At 52.5% G+C, this 16,979-nt stretch carries 18 protein-coding genes; 4 read left to right on the forward strand and 14 right to left on the reverse strand.

Annotation, left to right across the window (positions count from 1 at the left end; all coding sequences use genetic code 11):
• Positions 1–358: 358 nt before the first annotated feature.
• The gene (locus FD19_RS03050) at positions 359–1,699 is read right to left on the reverse strand and encodes a glucose-6-phosphate isomerase (RefSeq protein WP_054749592.1); all 1,341 of its coding nucleotides are present in this window, start codon (positions 1,697–1,699) and stop codon (positions 359–361) included.
• Positions 1,700–1,862: 163 nt separating this feature from the next.
• Positions 1,863–2,714: a GRP family sugar transporter gene (locus FD19_RS03055; RefSeq protein WP_054749594.1), complete on the reverse strand. Its 852-nt coding sequence runs from the start codon at positions 2,712–2,714 to the stop codon at positions 1,863–1,865.
• Between the two features lie 382 nt (positions 2,715–3,096).
• Here FD19_RS03055 and FD19_RS03065 point away from each other — a divergent pair, with 382 nt between their 5' ends.
• Complete coding sequence (locus FD19_RS03065; RefSeq protein ID WP_054749598.1) at positions 3,097–4,140, forward strand: tagatose 1,6-diphosphate aldolase; 1,044 nt, start codon at positions 3,097–3,099, stop codon at positions 4,138–4,140.
• A gap of 67 nt (positions 4,141–4,207) precedes the next feature.
• On the opposite strand, the gene FD19_RS03070 is transcribed toward FD19_RS03065, so the two are convergent.
• Positions 4,208–4,828, reverse strand: coding sequence for a VanZ family protein (locus FD19_RS03070; RefSeq protein ID WP_056969090.1), 621 nt, complete (start codon positions 4,826–4,828; stop codon positions 4,208–4,210).
• A 156-nt stretch (positions 4,829–4,984) separates the two neighbouring features.
• On the opposite strand from FD19_RS03070, the gene FD19_RS03075 reads away from it, so the two are divergent.
• The 3 genes from FD19_RS03075 to FD19_RS03085 all read left to right on the forward strand — a co-directional run bounded on the left by FD19_RS03075 (position 4,985) and on the right by FD19_RS03085 (position 8,806).
• Entirely contained in the window at positions 4,985–7,231 is a 2,247-nt protein-coding gene (locus FD19_RS03075) for an LTA synthase family protein (protein ID WP_054749600.1), read from the forward strand.
• 252 nt (positions 7,232–7,483) lie between these two features.
• Positions 7,484–8,230, forward strand: coding sequence for a hypothetical protein (locus FD19_RS03080; protein WP_054749602.1), 747 nt, complete (start codon positions 7,484–7,486; stop codon positions 8,228–8,230).
• An 18-nt stretch (positions 8,231–8,248) separates the two neighbouring features.
• A complete protein-coding gene (locus FD19_RS03085) occupies positions 8,249–8,806 on the forward strand; it encodes a hypothetical protein (protein WP_054749604.1) in 558 nt (185 codons plus the stop codon).
• Positions 8,807–8,935: 129 nt separating this feature from the next.
• Here the strand turns inward: FD19_RS03085 and FD19_RS03090 are convergent, their stop codons facing one another.
• The 11 genes from FD19_RS03090 to FD19_RS03140 all read right to left on the reverse strand — a co-directional run bounded on the left by FD19_RS03090 (position 8,936) and on the right by FD19_RS03140 (position 16,935).
• On the reverse strand, positions 8,936–10,318 hold the full coding sequence (locus tag FD19_RS03090) for an amino acid permease (RefSeq protein WP_054749606.1): 1,383 nt from the start codon (positions 10,316–10,318) through the stop codon (positions 8,936–8,938).
• Between the two features lie 237 nt (positions 10,319–10,555).
• Positions 10,556–11,020: a hypothetical protein gene (locus FD19_RS03095; protein ID WP_054749608.1), complete on the reverse strand. Its 465-nt coding sequence runs from the start codon at positions 11,018–11,020 to the stop codon at positions 10,556–10,558.
• The gene (locus tag FD19_RS03100; RefSeq protein WP_056969092.1) at positions 11,017–12,210 is read right to left on the reverse strand and encodes an acetate/propionate family kinase; all 1,194 of its coding nucleotides are present in this window, start codon (positions 12,208–12,210) and stop codon (positions 11,017–11,019) included. The genes FD19_RS03095 and FD19_RS03100 overlap by 4 nt, the downstream gene beginning before the upstream one ends.
• A gap of 5 nt (positions 12,211–12,215) precedes the next feature.
• Positions 12,216–13,235 (reverse strand): class I SAM-dependent methyltransferase, encoded by a 1,020-nt coding sequence (locus FD19_RS03105; protein WP_056969093.1) that lies wholly within the window; start codon positions 13,233–13,235, stop codon positions 12,216–12,218.
• 133 nt (positions 13,236–13,368) lie between these two features.
• Positions 13,369–13,593: a hypothetical protein gene (locus FD19_RS03110; RefSeq protein ID WP_056969094.1), complete on the reverse strand. Its 225-nt coding sequence runs from the start codon at positions 13,591–13,593 to the stop codon at positions 13,369–13,371.
• Positions 13,586–13,930 carry a hypothetical protein gene (locus FD19_RS03115; RefSeq protein WP_056969095.1) on the reverse strand — a complete coding sequence of 115 codons (345 nt, stop codon included), beginning with the start codon at positions 13,928–13,930 and terminating at the stop codon, positions 13,586–13,588. The genes FD19_RS03110 and FD19_RS03115 overlap by 8 nt, the downstream gene beginning before the upstream one ends.
• Positions 13,931–13,985: 55 nt before the next feature.
• Positions 13,986–14,276: a hypothetical protein gene (locus FD19_RS09675; RefSeq protein ID WP_156321838.1), complete on the reverse strand. Its 291-nt coding sequence runs from the start codon at positions 14,274–14,276 to the stop codon at positions 13,986–13,988.
• A gap of 11 nt (positions 14,277–14,287) precedes the next feature.
• Complete coding sequence (locus tag FD19_RS03125) at positions 14,288–14,740, reverse strand: pilus assembly FimT family protein (protein WP_054749616.1); 453 nt, start codon at positions 14,738–14,740, stop codon at positions 14,288–14,290.
• A gap of 2 nt (positions 14,741–14,742) precedes the next feature.
• On the reverse strand, positions 14,743–15,084 hold the full coding sequence (locus FD19_RS03130; protein ID WP_054749618.1) for a prepilin-type N-terminal cleavage/methylation domain-containing protein: 342 nt from the start codon (positions 15,082–15,084) through the stop codon (positions 14,743–14,745).
• On the reverse strand, positions 15,081–16,055 hold the full coding sequence (locus FD19_RS03135) for a type II secretion system F family protein (RefSeq protein ID WP_056969096.1): 975 nt from the start codon (positions 16,053–16,055) through the stop codon (positions 15,081–15,083). The genes FD19_RS03130 and FD19_RS03135 overlap by 4 nt, the downstream gene beginning before the upstream one ends.
• Complete coding sequence (locus FD19_RS03140; RefSeq protein ID WP_082383782.1) at positions 16,045–16,935, reverse strand: ATPase, T2SS/T4P/T4SS family; 891 nt, start codon at positions 16,933–16,935, stop codon at positions 16,045–16,047. The genes FD19_RS03135 and FD19_RS03140 overlap by 11 nt, the downstream gene beginning before the upstream one ends.
• Between the last annotated feature and the right edge of the window lie 44 nt (positions 16,936–16,979).

Here is a 16,979-nt window from a genome sequence, read left to right on the forward strand (position 1 = left end):
GTGTCGTGATTTCCATGACACTTTACCCTCTATAATAGCACACGCCACCCACTAGAACGAGGCTTTGAAAACCAGCAATCACCCGCGGGCGTAAGGCAATATCCGCCCGACCCCGCCACATCAAGCCATAGCTTGAACATGAACGTTACCCATGGCAAGGTGAGTAAAATTTACCGTGCGTTTTCAGGAGCCTCGGTTTAAAACCAACGCGTGTCATCAACGAATTTGTAACCATGGCGATGTCTCCACCTTGAAGGTCAAAAAGTGCCCGCCCAATCGAAATTGAGCGGACACTTTTTTGACCAAACACCAAGTCAATATCCATGCTGACTAGTGTCCCCAACCAAACTATACGTCATTACAGGCGCTCGTTCAGTTCCTTAGTCTGTTCTTCATAGCCAGGACGACCCAACAGGGCAAACATGTTGGACTTGTAGGCTTCAACACCTGGCTGGTTGAATGGGTTAATCCCGTTCAGGTAACCAGATACGGCCACAGCAGCTTCAAAGAAGTAGATCAGGTAGCCCAACGTGTATTCATCCTGCTTCGGGATGGAGACAGTCATGACTGGCACACCACCATCGGTGTGGGCCAACACAACACCTTCGTAAGCCTTGCGGTTAACTTCAGCCATCGTCCGGCCTTCCAGGTACTTCAAGCCGTCAAGGTTATCAGCTTCAACCGGAATCTTGATGTCGCGCTTCGGCTGTTCAACCCAAACAACGGTCTCCATCAAGTTACGCCGGCCTTCCTGGATATACTGGCCCAAACTGTGGAGGTCAGTCGTGAAGTTCGCGGAAGATGGGTAGATACCCTTCTGGTCCTTGCCCTCAGACTCACCCATCAGTTGCTTCCACCATTCGCCGAAGTACTGGAGGGTTGGTTCATAGTTTTCAAGTAATTCAGTCGTGTAGCCCTTACGGTACAAAATGTTCCGCAAAGCAGCATACTGGTATGCTTCATTGTCCTTGAGGTCGGCGCTGCTGTATGCTTCGCGACCATCAGCGGCACCTTGCATCAGAGCATCAATGTCGTAACCAGCAACGGCAATTGGCAGCAAACCAACGGCGGACAGTACGGAGAAGCGACCACCCAAGTCATCAGGCACAACGAATTCTTCGTAGCCTTCTGCATCGGATTCAGTCTTCAAAGCACCCTTAGCGCGGTCGGTCGTAGCGTAAATACGCTTAGCAGCTTCTTCCTTGCCGTACTTGGCAATCAACTTAGCCTTCAATACATGGAAAGCGATGGAAGGTTCAGTCGTGGTACCGGACTTACTGATAATGTTCAGAGAGAAGTCACGGTCACCGATGATGTCCAGCAGGTCAGCCAGGTAGGTTGAGCTGATGGAGTTACCAGCAAAGTAAACTTCTGGTAGCTTCCGGGCTGGGTCAGCGTTACGGAACGTGTGGCTCAGAAAGTCGACGGCTGCACGCGCACCCAAGTAAGAACCACCAATACCAATGGCAACAAAGACTTCGGAATCCTTTTGGACCTTAGCGGCAGCCTGTTTGATACGACTGAACTCGTCCTTGTCATACGCAACTGGCAGGTCCAAGAAACCACGGAAGTCGTTGCCCGCACCGGTACCCTCGCGCAGCTCTTTATCTGCGGCCGTGACCAATGCCTGCATTTCGGACAGTTCGTTGTCGTGCACGAACTTGCCCAGCTTCGATGAATCAAATGAAATATGAGCCATGATAAATCCTCCTAATTTGTACTAAACCATCAATAACTCTATCCGTAATATCCCTAAAATGCAAGGGCTCACAAACACGTTTGCCGCAAAAAAACGTTGCCCGTCAGCAACGTTTTAACTCCATAGCTTCTATAGTAATGCTTGAGTAATGCTTGCTGCCGTGCTAAGCCTTCATCACGCCTAACACCACCCCACCAAGAATAACGAGTAGGCTACCCACGGTGACGTAAACCATTTCTTTGCGCGTCTTCTCTTCGCCCAGCAGGAAAATGCCGCCAAACGTGGAAATAACGATGCCCATCTGTGACATCGAGAAGGCGATGGCCAGACCAACTGACTTGGTCGCCATCAGCATGAATAAGTTACCGACACCCCACAGCAGACCCGTCGCAATGTTTTTGGCCGTTGCCCGAGTCACTACCTGGTGGCCAAAGGAGAGCACGATGGCACCCAACACCATCCCCACGGCCTGTGGCAGCACTACGGCCGCCGCATCCAGACCCGCGGCGGTGTACACCACCGTGTAGCCCGCGTAACCAATAGTAGAGATGATCAAACTCTGGATGCCTTTGCCCATGTGGTTGGGCACCGTTACCGCAACCTTCTCCTTACGCGAGGTCAACGCCGCACCAATAACTAAAATACCAACGGCAATGATTCCTAGCGTCACGTCGCGACCACTACGCCATTCGTGGAACAACAGGGCCCCTGCCACAGCGTTGGCGACTAACTGCATACCGGTCGAAATGGGCACGGCCGTCGACACGCCCACTTGCTGCATAGAGCGGAACTGGAATCCTTGCCCTAGGGCCCACAGTAGACCCGAAATAATTCCGAACAGCCAGGTAGCCCCCGTAATGCTGGGCTGCATGAACAACCAGGTGCCGCAGCCAAAAACCAAGGCCCCAACCGTCATCCCCAAAGTTTGTTGGTAGGCGTTGCCACCCAACTTGCCACTTACTAATCCAATTGATCCCCAGGCCAGCGCCGGGATCAGTGCGATAATAATTGCCATACCGTATGATTCCTCTTTCTGCTTCGTTGTAGTGTGGTTGAATGTCGGGCCCCACCCCGACGTCCCGCTGACGGTCGTGGTGGGTGCCCAATGTTCACGGAACGCTCTGCGAATTGCCCGCGCTGCGACCCGAGTAAAAATACTATCGGAAAATGCGCTTTCATGCAAGCAGTAATTGGTGCCAAGTTGGGTAAACATTTCTGTAAACTAATGAAACCTCACGTCGCCACTGGCCTTCTGCTCGTAAAATATTTTGAAACTCTCGTGTAACTCGTTGAGTGACAACTGCGGATAATGAAAACGCTTGAATGTCAGCGATTTCTCTTGTACAATGGCCGTGTTACCAAATATTACACTTTTGGATTTCTGGAGGGTTTTGCACATGGCTAAAAAGGTTTTGACACGTGGTAAGTTCGACAAGATGCAGCAATTAGCCAACAAGGATGGCGTGATTGCTGCCCTGGCCATCGACCAGCGTGGTTCGATGAAGAAGATGATGGCTGCCGCCGATGAAAAAGCCGGCAAGGAATACAGCCTGGACCAGATTTACGAGTTCAAGGAACTGGTTTCTTCCGAACTGACGAAGTACGCCTCAGCCATCTTGATTGATGAAGAACTTGGCTTCAAGGGTATGAAGAGCAAGGATCCTTCATCCGGACTGATTCTGTCCTACGAAAAGACCGGTTACGATGCTAACACGGTTGGCCGCTTCCCAGAACTGTTGAAGGAAGAAAGCCTCACCCGGTTAAAGGCCAAGGGTGCCGATGCCGCTAAGGTCTTGGTTTACTACGACCCACACGACAAGGACGAAATCAACGACGTTAAGAAGGCCTTCGTTGAGCGTCTGGCTAATGAAGCTAAGGGTGCGGACCTGCCATTCTTCCTGGAATTGGTTACTTACACCGACTCCATTCCAGATGCTAAGAGTCGCGAATACGCTTTGGCTAAGCCACGGCTGGTACTCGACGCCATGAAGGAATTCACGCAGGACAAGTACGGGGTAGATGTTATCAAGGCTGAAGTACCAGTCAACTGGGACTTTGTTGAGGGCCACACTGCTGATGGCGTTCAGGCTGCCTACACCGAAGAGGAAGCCGCTGGCTACTTCAAGGAAGCTAATGACATTGCCACGAAGCCATTCATTTACCTGTCTGCTGGTGTACCAACCAAGACGTTCCGTGAAGAACTCAACTTTGCTGGTGAATCTGGCACCAAGTTCTCCGGGATCCTCTGTGGCCGTGCAACTTGGCGCGACGGAATTCAGGTTTACGCCGACGGTGGCCGCGATGCGCTCAAGGAATGGTTGGACACGACTGGTAAGGGTAACGTTGAGGAACTCAACGCCATCCTCTCCAAGTACGCTACTCCTTGGTACGACGTTTACGGTGGCTTGGACAACATCGAAGTCGTTGACCAGGCTAACTAAGCTCAACCTAATTAACCTAGTAAACACAAACGTGGTGCTCGTTGTTGAGCACCACGTTTTTTTTGTGTCATGATCGACCACATAGACCCCGACCAATGCGGTAAAGGCCGTACCCGACCAACCCGCCAATAAAGTTAAAGATGACGTCATCAATATCGGCAATACCGGTGGCCAGTAAAAATTGCCAGCATTCAATCCCCAGTGACAAAAGCAAACTCAGGCAAGCGGTTCCCCATAGGCGGTGACCCCGGCGACCCAGGGCGGGCCAGAGTAGCCCCAACGGCATAAACCACAACACGTTGCCAAAGGTTTGGTAATAAAAATCAAGCCGCGTGGTCCCATTAAAGAGTTGCCAACTGCCCACCAAGGGACGCAGATTAATAACACTGGTATCCCGTCCCCAATCAGGATGCAGGTTCCACGGAAAGTAAATCTGCGCGCCGCGAAACACGGTGAGGGCCAGTAACAAAATTAAGTACACCACAAACAGTAGCAAGCCCACTTCGTGCCACCAACGCACACGTTGATGACGGCACACTAACCATATCGTCCTCACCACAACAAAAATCAAGGTGTAAAGGATAGTTTTATCGAGGCTATAGATAATTAGACGTATCAATGGCCAGTGGTTTACCGTTGCTGCCATGCGGCCAGCAATCCACGTGTAAAATGGGCCTAAAAACAACATCGCGCTACCTCCAAGGCATATTTTAGCAGAAGTAGCCCCTGTCACTGGTTTAACTTATCTAATTATTGCGAAAAAGATAGTTATCGGCCCGCCGTTTGCCCCGGCTTTGCTACTCGGGGTAAAATAAGGACGATACTCTGAAAGGCGGTCGCAAAGTTGAAATCCAGGCTCAATCAATTACGCTCTTCACGGTGGGGTTTCCTAACCTTGCTGGTACTACTACTGTGGGTAAAAACACTCGTCGCTTACTTCTTCGAGTTTAGCCTCGGAGCCAGCGACCCACTGCAGTACTTTTTATTAATCATTAACCCTCTCGGGACCAGTATCCTCCTGATCAGTTTAGGGATGTACATTAAGTCTCCACGCCGCGCCTACACCACGGCCACACTGATTTACATATTGCTGGCAGTCCTGCTCATTGCGAACGTCTTGTACTACCGGGAGTTCTCAGACTTCATGACCATCAACACCATGTTGGGGTCCACCAAATCCGTCCAGGGGCTCTCTGCAGGCAGTCTCTCCCTCCAGCCACTGGACTTGATTTATTTTGGTGACTTCATTGTTGTAATTGGCGCATACCTCGTCTACGGTGTGGTCAATCTCTGGCGGTTCATCAACCACCAGCGACTGATCTGGCCCCACTTCGGGTTACACCTCGACCGGCGGCCCGTTGCCTACCACCGCCCCACCGCTGCAACCGTGATTGGGCTGGCGCTATTTATGTTTACCATGGCGCTTAGTGAAGCCAACCGGCCCCAACTGCTCACGCGGACCTTTGACCGTACGTACATCGTTAAATATTTAGGCTTGGGACCATTCACTGTGTACGACGCCCTGAAAACCGTCCGCACCAACCAAGTACGCAGCAAGGCCGATAGTGCCAGCATGGACCAGATTTTGAGCTACACCAAGAGTCACTACGCCGCCCCCAATGCGAATTACTACGGGGTTGCTAAGGGCAAAAATCTCATTGTGATCCACCTCGAAAGTTTCCAGGAGTTTTTGCTGGGCATGAAGATCGATGGACAAGAGGTGACCCCCTTCCTAAATTCGCTGGTGAAAGAAAACAACACCCTCAGTTTTGACAACTTCTTTAACCAGGTAGGACAGGGCAAAACGAGCGACGCCGAAAACCTGCTGGAAACGAGCACCTTTGGTTTGTCCACCGGCTCCCTTTTTGCCACACTGGGGACCGACAACACGTTCCAAGCCGCCCCAGCTATACTCAACCAGTCGGCGGGCTACACGACCGCGGTTCTACACGGCGGTTCCGGCTCGTTTTGGAACCGTGACAACACCTACAAGAGCCTGGGGTACAACTACTTTTTCTCCAACAACTATTTCTACCACAGCGCCAACATGAACACACAGTACGGAATCAAGGATAAATTGATGCTGGCAGAAAGTCCCAAGTACCTGGAACACCTGCAGCAACCTTTTTACGCCAAAATTATTACTACTAGTAACCACATCCCGTATACCATCACCAGCGAGGACTCCGATTTCCCCGATGCCGGCACTGATGACACCACGGTCAACAACTACTTTAAGACCGCGCATTACCTCGACTCGGCTTTGAAAGAATTCTTTGCTTACCTCAAAAAGAGTGGTCTGTATGACAACTCGATCATCATGCTGTACGGGGATCATTATGGCTTGAGCAACGATCGGAACAAGACCGTGGCGCCGTTGCTGGGTAAAAATGCCAGCAACTGGACCGCCTACGACAACGCCCAGATGCAACGCGTACCCCTCATCATTAACATGAAGGGTCTGAAGGGGGGCGTGAACCATACGTACGGTGGTGAAGTGGACGTTCTGCCGACCATCCTCCATCTACTAGGAATTGACAGCCAAAAGTACGTGGAGTTTGGTCAGGACCTGCTCTCACCGCAGCATCAACAACTAGTCGCCTTTCGCGACAACGACTTTGTCACGGAACGTTACACCGTCATCAACGGGAAGGTGTACGACAATAGTACGGGCGCCGTGGCGGATAACCTCACGGCTACCACCAAGGCCCAGCTCAAGCAGGACCAGCACAAAGTGAATAAGGAGTTGCGCCTGTCTGACCGGCTGAACCAGCAAAACTTGTTACGCTTCTACACACCGGCGGGCTTTACCCCCGTCAACTCCAAATCCACGGACTTTGACACCAGCCTGCAACAGGTCATTCAGATGGAGCAAAATAAGGGCTCAGCCACCACGTCGTTGTACACGCAAAACAATAACCAAAGTACCACCAATGATTACAAAACGGATGCCCCTGAGCTAGCTAATCACCAAGATTACATTACTAAATTCCCGGCCAGCGTCCGTAAACAAACACGTGCTAGTGGCAGTAGTGTATCGTCCTCCAGTAGCAGCAGTAGTAGCCAAAACTCAGTTCTGGAAGGCAAGTAACAGCCAGCGACTGGTGCTACTACCATCCGCGCACCACCATTACCAGCAAACAACTTAATCAACTACCAACATGGACCAGTAGCACTCCCCCATCGGGGCCGCCACTGGTCCATGTTGGTATACCCCAGTTATCCCCGGCTGACCCGCGGTTTGGCCGGGAGTCTGACTACCGGTATTCACTAATGTGCACCCGTAAATTCATACATTGTTCAAAGTCGGCCCCTATAATGACAATTAAAGGGGTGATAGCCGGTGCGGTTCCTGGAACGAGTAATGATGGGGTTAGCTTACCACCGTCAAATGAATATTATTATCGCGGTGCTAACGGCGGTTTACACCCTATTTGGTTTATTTTTACGGACTAGTGCCCAAACCAGCACGGCCAACGCCACTAACTTTAGCCGGCGCCTGACCGAAATATCTGGTAGTGGTACCAGTAACGTCGCTAACACCGTCCAGCACGCCCACTTAACCCAGGCCAACTACTACGATATCGCGTTGCTATTGGTGACCATGATCTACCTCGTAGCGTTATTCTTCGTGGCCATGTGGTTCATTCACCGCCAAGAAACTGAAATCGGCGCCTACCTGGGTGCGGGTAAGCGTAGCCTCGACGTGGCCAGTCAGTTCGCACTAGAAGGCGGCATTAGCGCCGCAGCGGGATTTAGCGTTGTAGCCGTGACCGTTAGCCTATTCAGCCAGACGCTGGGCCATTGGTGCAATAGCATCAATCAGTACTTCTTTGTGCACACAATCAACCGCGCACCAGGGGCGAACCACCATGAGCTCATGATGGGCATCAAAACCATGATGACCAACCATATGACCGATTTCAATCCGCAGTCGTTACTGCGGGGTACTGGCAACCCGACCGCCCAGATGCCGACCGGCATCACCGGCTTTGCATTAGTTGGTGTGTACGCAATTGGGTCGGTGATTATCGTTAACCTACTCGTAACGGCAATCCAGGCCCATAATGTGCGCCGTCAGCTTAACTAACCTAAAGGGGGAAGCAAGATGCTTTTTAGCCCACGTAAAAACAGACGCCTGCGGTTAAACCCCGTCATGGACCGGCCGGGCGTATATTTGGTTGGCCAACCAAGCACTCGTGCTGCCAGGGCCACTTTCCATCAATACGCCCAACAACTCGCATCCAGCGATTGGCACAAGCAGTCGGGATTTATCGCCACCAGTAGCACCTTGGTCCCCTACCTACCAGTGCGCTCCAACCTCTTTCTTAACGGGACCGAACACGATTTAAACCTGCTACCCGCGGACATGCGCAACAGCATGTTTTTGAACCAGCCGTCTTCCCAGCTACACGGTATCGACATATTGCTGGTGCAACTGCTGCGGGAGGTCCTCGCTGGTAAGCAGGTTGTGGTGGCGGGCACAATTCTTGACCAGCTATCCGGGCCGGAAATTCGCCGGTTGCTGAATACTGCGCGCGAACTGTGCGTGCATCAGGCAGTAACCCTAGTCATATTGACCACCAACGCCGCCCTTGCGGCTACAGCCGATTATCCCGTAACCGGCACACCACCACTACTCGTTCCGCGTAACGTGGAGGCGTAAGGGCACAGATTTGACCACATTAAAGGATGAGTGACCCGTCACTCGCCAACGAAAATAACCCGGCAACAACAAGGACCAGCAGCCATCCCCTGAAGGATTACTGCTGGTCCTTGTTTTAATATCGAAATTCTAGCGACCGCTAGCCGAACGTACGGACGTATCGTGCCGCCACACACCAGTCAGCAGACAGACCACCACGACAAACGCTACGGCCACCAGCAGCGCCATGCGGGTGGAGGGTACGCAAGCCATGACAACAAACACCATGATCAGGAAGGCCAGTACCAAATAATCGGTGAACGGTGCCCCAGGCAACAGAAATTCATGGCTATCGGGGTGCGCACGCCGATAACGGAGATGGGTCAACACCAGCGCCATCCAGACAAACAGAAAGCACGTCGTGGCCGCTGAGGATGCGGCCGTAAAGATCGATGACGGGATCACCATGTTGAAAATCACACCGAGGGCAATCATGCCGGCACTGGCCGCAATCGCCCGCGCTGGGACCTGACGGTGATTCAAGTGCCCAAAGTACCGCAACAACGGGTGCTGCCCCGTCACGCCCATCCCAAAGAGCAACCGCCCGGTCGAGTACAGGCTCGAATTACAGGCACTCGCCGCGGCCACTAACACCACAAAGTTGATGATATCAGCACCAGCACTGATGCCAGCATTATCAAACACCTGCACGAACGGACTGGAACTAGTGGAAACTGCGTTCCACGGGAACACGGACATGATCACCAACAAGGCCCCAACGTAAAATAAAATGACCCGCATTGGAATTTCGTTGATGGCTTTGGGGATGACGTGGTGCGGGTCGGCCGTTTCGGAAGCGGTCAAACCCACCATTTCGATGCCCACAAAACTAAAAACCACCATTTGGAACGAGGCAAAGAAGCCACCCGCCCCTTGGGCAAAGAAGCCGCCAAACGCAATCAAATTACTGAAACTAGCGTTGCCCTCCCGCGTTTTAACGTGCAAAAAGATCAACACCAATCCGACTACGATCAAGACGATAATGGCAACCACTTTGATCAAGGCAAACCAGAATTCAGTTTCCCCAAAGGCCCCCACACTAATCAAGTTCAGGCACAACAATACGACCAGGGTCACTAGCCCGGACACCCATTGGGGCGCCCCCGGAATCCAATACTTCACGTATAAACCGACCGCAGTAATTTCCGCAATGGCGACTGCAATCCAACAAACCCAGTAGACCCAGCCGATCACCTTCCCGGTCTTAGCACCTAAGTATTCGGTAATAAAATCCACAAAATTATGTTTAGTCGTGTCACTGAGGAGTAACTCCCCCAGTGCACGCATCATCAGGAAACAGACGATTCCGGTGACAATGTACGCCAATAAAATGGCTGGTCCGGCTTGATGAATGGTCTGCCCGGCCCCTAAAAATAGTCCGGTACCGATTGTCCCGCCCAAAGCGATTAACTGTACGTGACGGTTTTTCAGGTCCCGTGCCATCTGGGTGTTGTTATTTTCCGTTGATTGCAAATCGATACCTCCAGTTATTAACCCTTCCAGTATACCGGAGCCGACCCGCATACAACCGCGCTAACCCGATGAAACCTCATCAGTGGTACGTGAGCTTAATTCACCTAGTCATTTGCAACGATGAATTAAGCGCAACTTTCGGGGGGCGCGTCCACCGCCCACACGAAAAAGGCACCAACCCCAGACACGCTGTGGTTAGCGCCTAGACTACATCATACTCACGTTCAAATCACTGACCTAAGCTTGAACAACGACCACCTGCTGGTCAGCCAAGTAGTTAGCCAGAAATTGCTGCAACTCGCGCACGTCACGATTGAACACTAACCGACTGACCCGAATCGAACCCACGTAGGTCCAAACTTCGTTGCGTCCAGCTTTATTACCGGGATGAATTTCCACTTTGCTAATGGCGCCCCAGACCCGGACTGAACTCAGCCCGGCGATGACGGCCCAACTTGCCAGACCACGCCGCCAGCAAGCAAACAAGAAGCACATCCCCGCCACAAACCAACCTAGCACCTGCGTTTCGGTACTGGTAGCGGTCCGCCACGTTACCACCGCGGCGATGATAGCCACTACCAGTAATAACCCCGTTCGTACCAAGCGTGTGCGTGCCGGAATTTTAACGGACAGGTCAATAATTATCGTCGTCAATAAGGTCAATACTAGGACTACGACGTAAAACCAACTTAGCCAGGTCATTTCGTTAACTCCATCACGTCCCGTGCAATCATTAATTCCTCATCTGTGGGCAACAGGAGAACCTTCATGGTGGATCCCGGGGCGGTCAGATCCATATCTTGCGACTGCACGTCGTTATTCCGTTCTTCGTGCATCCGCACACCAAATACATGTAACCCATCAATAATCCGTTGGCGCATCGCCCCATCGGCTTCGCCAATTCCGGCAGTAAAGACCAGTCCATCAACGTGCCCCAATTCGGCAATGTAGCCTGCAACATACTTCACCATCCGGTTAACAAAAATATCAATTGCTAACTGTGACTGGTGCCGCGTAGTGCGGGTGGCTTCCACTTTACGCATATCTAGTGATAGCTCCGAAATACCAAAAACACCCGACTCAGTGTTGAGAATCTTGATCACGTCATCCGGATCAGTCAGCTGCAGTTTTTTCATCAGCGTCGTGACCAGTGACGGATCAACATCCCCGCTACGCGTGCTCATCGTCACGCCGGATACGGGGGTGTAGCCCATGGAGGTATCGTAACTCGCACCATTTTTGACCGCGGTAACCGAAACACCGCTACCCATGTGCATCACAACTAAGTTCATCTCCGAAACCGGCTTACCTAGCATCTTCGCGGTATGGGTGACCACGTAGCGAATACTGGTTCCATGGGCACCATACTTACGCAAGCCGAAATCACGGTAATACTGCATGGGAATACTATACAGGTAGTTCATTTCGGGAATGGTAGTGTGATAAGACGTGTCAAACACCCCGACTTCGGGCGTGTCCGGCATGACCTGCATAAACGCACGAATGCCCTTGGCTTCCGGCGGATTGTGCAATGGTGCCAATTCTGACAGCGCCTCAATCTCATCCAATTCATGTGGACCAATGACTGTTGATGACTTGAAGGTCTCACCACCAGCAACCACGCGGTGGCCCACCCCACTAATTTCGTGGTAATCCTCAATAATGTGCAGGTGCTTCAACTCATGAATGAGCTTATCAACCGCTACATCAACACTTTTGATGTCGGCCTCTTCAACCAATTGCTGCCCATCACCGTACTTGACGGTGAAAGTCGTCCCGGGCAACCCCAAATTATCAACCATGCCCCGAGCAACTACGCGCTCTTCAGGCATGGCAAAGAGTTTCCACTTTAACGTTGAACTACCGGCGTTCACTGCAAGAATTTTAACCAATGGTCTTAGTCTCCTAGTTGAATGTTTGCTTGGTACCACGCTTGCACAGCATTAACAAATTGTTTCATTCCGTCAACATCATCGAGTGATGGAAATTCACCCAGTAACACCTGGGTGGCCTGGCGTGCGCCTGCTCCTGGTTTCTGGAGGAAAAGCAATGATTTTTGCGCATCGGCACTACCAAACATTGCTTGTGGCAACGTAATCAACCCCTGGAAAAATGCGTGCTTCGTGAGCCACTGCGTCAGGGTCGCCGATTCAGCCGTCTTAAACACGTTAGCCGGTACGTAGAATAATCCCAGGCCCCCAGGCTTCAACTGCCGTAAACCCTGCTCGATGAGCAAATGGTGTGCATAGGAATGTCCCGATTTAGCCGCGAGGCCAAAGCCACGGGCACGATCATCGAGCGGATAATAACCAACGGGCAGATCACTCACAACAATGTCTGTTTGCCCAAATACCAGCGTATCCAAGGCGTCTTGATGGTACAAATCCACCCGCAAATCTTGCAGGGTCGCACTAATGCCGGCTAACGCCAACAGATCCTCGTCGTTGTCCACCCCGTAGCCGTGCACCTGCGCCTTGGTCTGTTGGGCCAAGGCGTTCATCACGGCAAACAACAGGTTGCCCGTTCCTACCGCTACGTCCGCCACGGCAAGTTCCTGTGGCTTTGTCGGCAGCATCAAGTTAATTAGGAACGTGGCTAAGGTTGCCAAGGCATCCGGTGTAACTTGCTTGTTAGGCTCAATCGCATCAAATTGCATCACCTTCACCAACACCAGTTGCATGGCCTGCCGAATTTCTTCCGGTTGGTAACCATCCAGTTTGATCGGTTGTAGTAACTCCCGTAGCCGCGCGGTGGTCTCAGCATCAGGCAACCCATCCTCTTGGTGGATATCACCTGCATGCAGATCTTCCGCGACTTCGGTCAGAGCGGCTAACAGTGAACCATCAATGTTGCGCTGTAATGTTGAACTGGCCATACTCATTGCGTTGTACAATTCTTCCATATGCTCATTGGCCACGCAGATCCACTTCCTATCGGTAAATTTACTACACTAATATTACCGATGTGAGACGCTGTTTTCAAGACTATGACCACGTTATTTTCTTAATGTCCGTATTAGCACTTACTAATATCAAGCAGTAAATAAACTCCTATTTACCGGTAATAGCGGCTTTTTGGCTACTACTAGTTGACCTCTTACTGGCTGACGGGTCCCGCCATTGCCGTAGCGCGTTACGATTGATACGCTCTTCCATCTGGTACTCCGTCCGCCAACGAACCATCTTGGGCACCATCCACAGCGTCAGGGCCCCCACTACTAACAAAATTAGTAACGCCGTCACCAGCACGCTCCCCGGGTGTTGCCGTTCACTCATCCCCATTGAGTACCCCACGAAAAGTCAACCCATCATCCATAGTCACTTTGTACGCACACGTATTTGGCGCTAACCCACTCACCAGCAGCTTACGAGCATGCATCAGGATGGGCACGTACCCACCACCAATACCCTCATCGCGCAAAATATTGCCGTTCGCCTGTGAGTGATATTGGTACACCTTATGCTGCACCTGTTGATGGTCAACAAACACCATGGTGCCAGTATCCGTGGTCGTTACGCTACCACCAGCGCAATACGATTCCAACCGCCGCTGCATGGCCTGTAGCTCTACCATTTCCTCATCCTTAGTAGCCATGTTACTTGCTAAATGCATTATTGGTGGCCACAGACACACAGTGGCAGCCAGTACGGCTAGCGCTGCCAAACATTCAACCATGGTGAAGCCCGTACGTATACGTCCACGTTGTTGCTGTTCCATTCTTCTGTACCCTCACTTGGTGATCATTCAGGATGGTCGCGGTGTAGTGGGCCACTCCCAGCTGACTTGATTCTTCACTCTTGCCACTAGCGGCATGCGCGCGCACACAGTTGATGGCAGCACGACTGGCCATAGCATTGTCCCGAGGTTGTAGTACAAACTCTCTGTGGGTTTGGGCAACCACCGCCAACATTAATGCACACACCGCAATCACCATAATGGCCGCGACGTGTTCCATCAACAGCGAGCCACCTAATTGTCGTCGGTATGAACTTCTAATTGTCCCCACTCAATTTCTATGGCAACCTGCCAGTTCGAACCCGCGGTCGACTGAAACATGGCCCTGTGTGGTGCAGTCACCATGCCCTTGTTGGTAATTTTCCATTCCATCGTCCCTCCACCAAAGAACAGCGTCCGCGGGATGGGAATGGCAACGACCGGCGTACTCTCATTACCACCCCACGCACCGCCCCGAAAGGTGACCATGTGATCAGATTGCTGCCAAGATACGCGCACTGGACTGTTATTTGCTTCAGCAGCCGTGAGGTCATACTGCCACTCGGTGCGCACCCGCTCAAAGAAATTGGCTTCTAAACGCCGCTGTTGCCAACGTCGGCCCACGGACACCGTGAACACTGCCATCAGGGCGACGATCGTTAACGCCATGATTACTTCAATCATGGTAAAACCCGACCGCGTACGCATGCTTACTTACCGGTAGGGGCCTTGAGCGTCACCCCGCTACCTGCCGTGCTTACTTTGACCCCTGCATCCACCAACTGACTGTACTGCGCACCACTAATAAACCCTTTGTCCCGCATCTCCCCCAACGATTGTGGCGTACCCGCATCATCCATGTCGGGCGTTTGCACCTCTAGCTGTGCGTTCACACTGCGCACAATTGTGGCCACGTTCTTTGCTTCCGCGTGCTGCATTTGCCCCTTTACCGTCACGATCAACGTAATCGTCAAGATGACGATTACCGCCAAAGCCGCCAGCACCTCGATCAACGTAAACCCCCGCCGTTGACGTTTACCGTTTACCATCATTTAAAATTCCCCCCAAGATTTGAATACAGGGGCAACAGCAAGTTGGTGTACATCACCACGATCTGCGCCCCGATTACTACGAATAAAAGTGGTTGAATCAACGCTAGCATTTTGTTCATCCGGGCCTGGAGATCCATAAAGAGGCCCTTAGCGTACGTTTCGACGGCGTGGGTAAATTCGCCCTCACTTTGCCCCAAGGCCAACAACCGCACGATTCCCTTCGGTACCAACGGATCCCGCAACACGATACTTAACCCGTCACCATCGGCCAAACCGGCCACCACGCGCTGCCCAAACGACGTTAGTGGCCCCGCATCTAACTGCGCGAGGTAACGACAATATCCGGCCAGGTCCTGCCCGCCCCGCAGGAACGTCCCGGCACCGACCGTAAATTCGTACTGGTAGTACCGCGTCATCATTCCACCAACTACGGGGCAATGGCGCAGCATATGGTACCGACCGTTCCGGTCTAGGACCCGAATAAACCAAACTACTCCTACCACCAGCAGTATGATTACGACGGCCGTCAGAATCTGTGGCCAGGGCACTGCCGGTTGTTGTTCGGTCAGCTGGGGCAGCACCCAGTACACAATACCTACCTCCAGACAACCCAAAACCGCCAATAGCACCAGCGGGTAAATTAGCAGTTGCCACAGGCGGCCCCGCGTCCTTTGCAGTAACTGTAAATATTGGGCAGTGGTCATTAACGTGCCCGCTAAATCACCATGCGCCCCCGCCAAGGCTACCTGGGTTGCAACCACGGGCGCAAATCCCACCGCCTGCATGGCCTGTGCTAACTCCGTGCCACTACTGACAGCATCAGTAAGGGCCGTAAAGGTCGGCGCGCGGCGTGGCCACCGGACCGTTAAAAACGTCAGGGCGTCACCCACGGTAAACCCTGAGGTCATCAACGTCCCCATGTGTTCGCACACCTCTGCTTGGATACTAACGGGCAACCGTTTAATCCCCATGACCATCCTCCCGCTCTACCTGAACCGCTGTTTCCTGCCCGTCATACCACCGCCATAACGATACCCGTGGCTGGACGGGTGGCCCGGGCTCCAAGCTTACCTGAGCCGACGCACGTAACGCCCCATCGATCAGGTTGGCCGGGACACCCAAACTGCGCATGCGCAGCGGTACATCCAACGGCCCCCGCGTATGCAAAGTTGCTAGCACAATGTGCCCCGCCAACGCCGCCTCACACGCTGCCAAGGCTGTTTCCTCATCCCGTAATTCCCCGATGACCACCACGTCCGGTCGGTGGCGCAATGCCGCTTTGAGTAACGCGGCATACGTCATGCCCGCTGCCGCGTTCACCTGTAATTGCAGAAACTCCGGTTCGTGGATCTCTACCGGGTCCTCGATGGTCATCACCATCCGGCAGTCAGCCAACACCTTGGCCACCTGGTACATCAACGTGGTCTTCCCTGAACCCGTCGGCCCGGTCATCACCATTAGCCCTCGCTGACGCAAAATTTCCACCAATACCGCTACCACGGGTTGGGTCACCGCATTCAGCGCCGGTACTGGGGCAATCAGCCGTACCACTAGCGATTCAGCGTTTTGAAAGTCCCCAGTGGCACTTAACCGTAAGTAACACCCCACTTCGGGACACAGCCAAGCGCCCTGCTGAACCCGCCGGTGCTCCGAGACGTTCATCCCCGCATGGTACTTTAGATAATTGATCCACCGTTTCCCCACGCTCAACGGCACTTTTTGTACGTCAGCGAGCACCCCCGGATAGCGCACCACCACCCGGTAATGATCACTAGCGGGCAGTAAGTACACATCGCTAGCGGCTTCAACGTGCGCGTCAAACAGCACCGACAAAATTTCGTTCACATACATCACCTCCTCACGCAGAGTAATTTCGCAAAATGGCAGTGTTGACT

Source organism: Lacticaseibacillus thailandensis DSM 22698 = JCM 13996 (assembly GCF_001436135.1).
GTDB lineage: Bacteria > Bacillota > Bacilli > Lactobacillales > Lactobacillaceae > Lacticaseibacillus > Lacticaseibacillus thailandensis.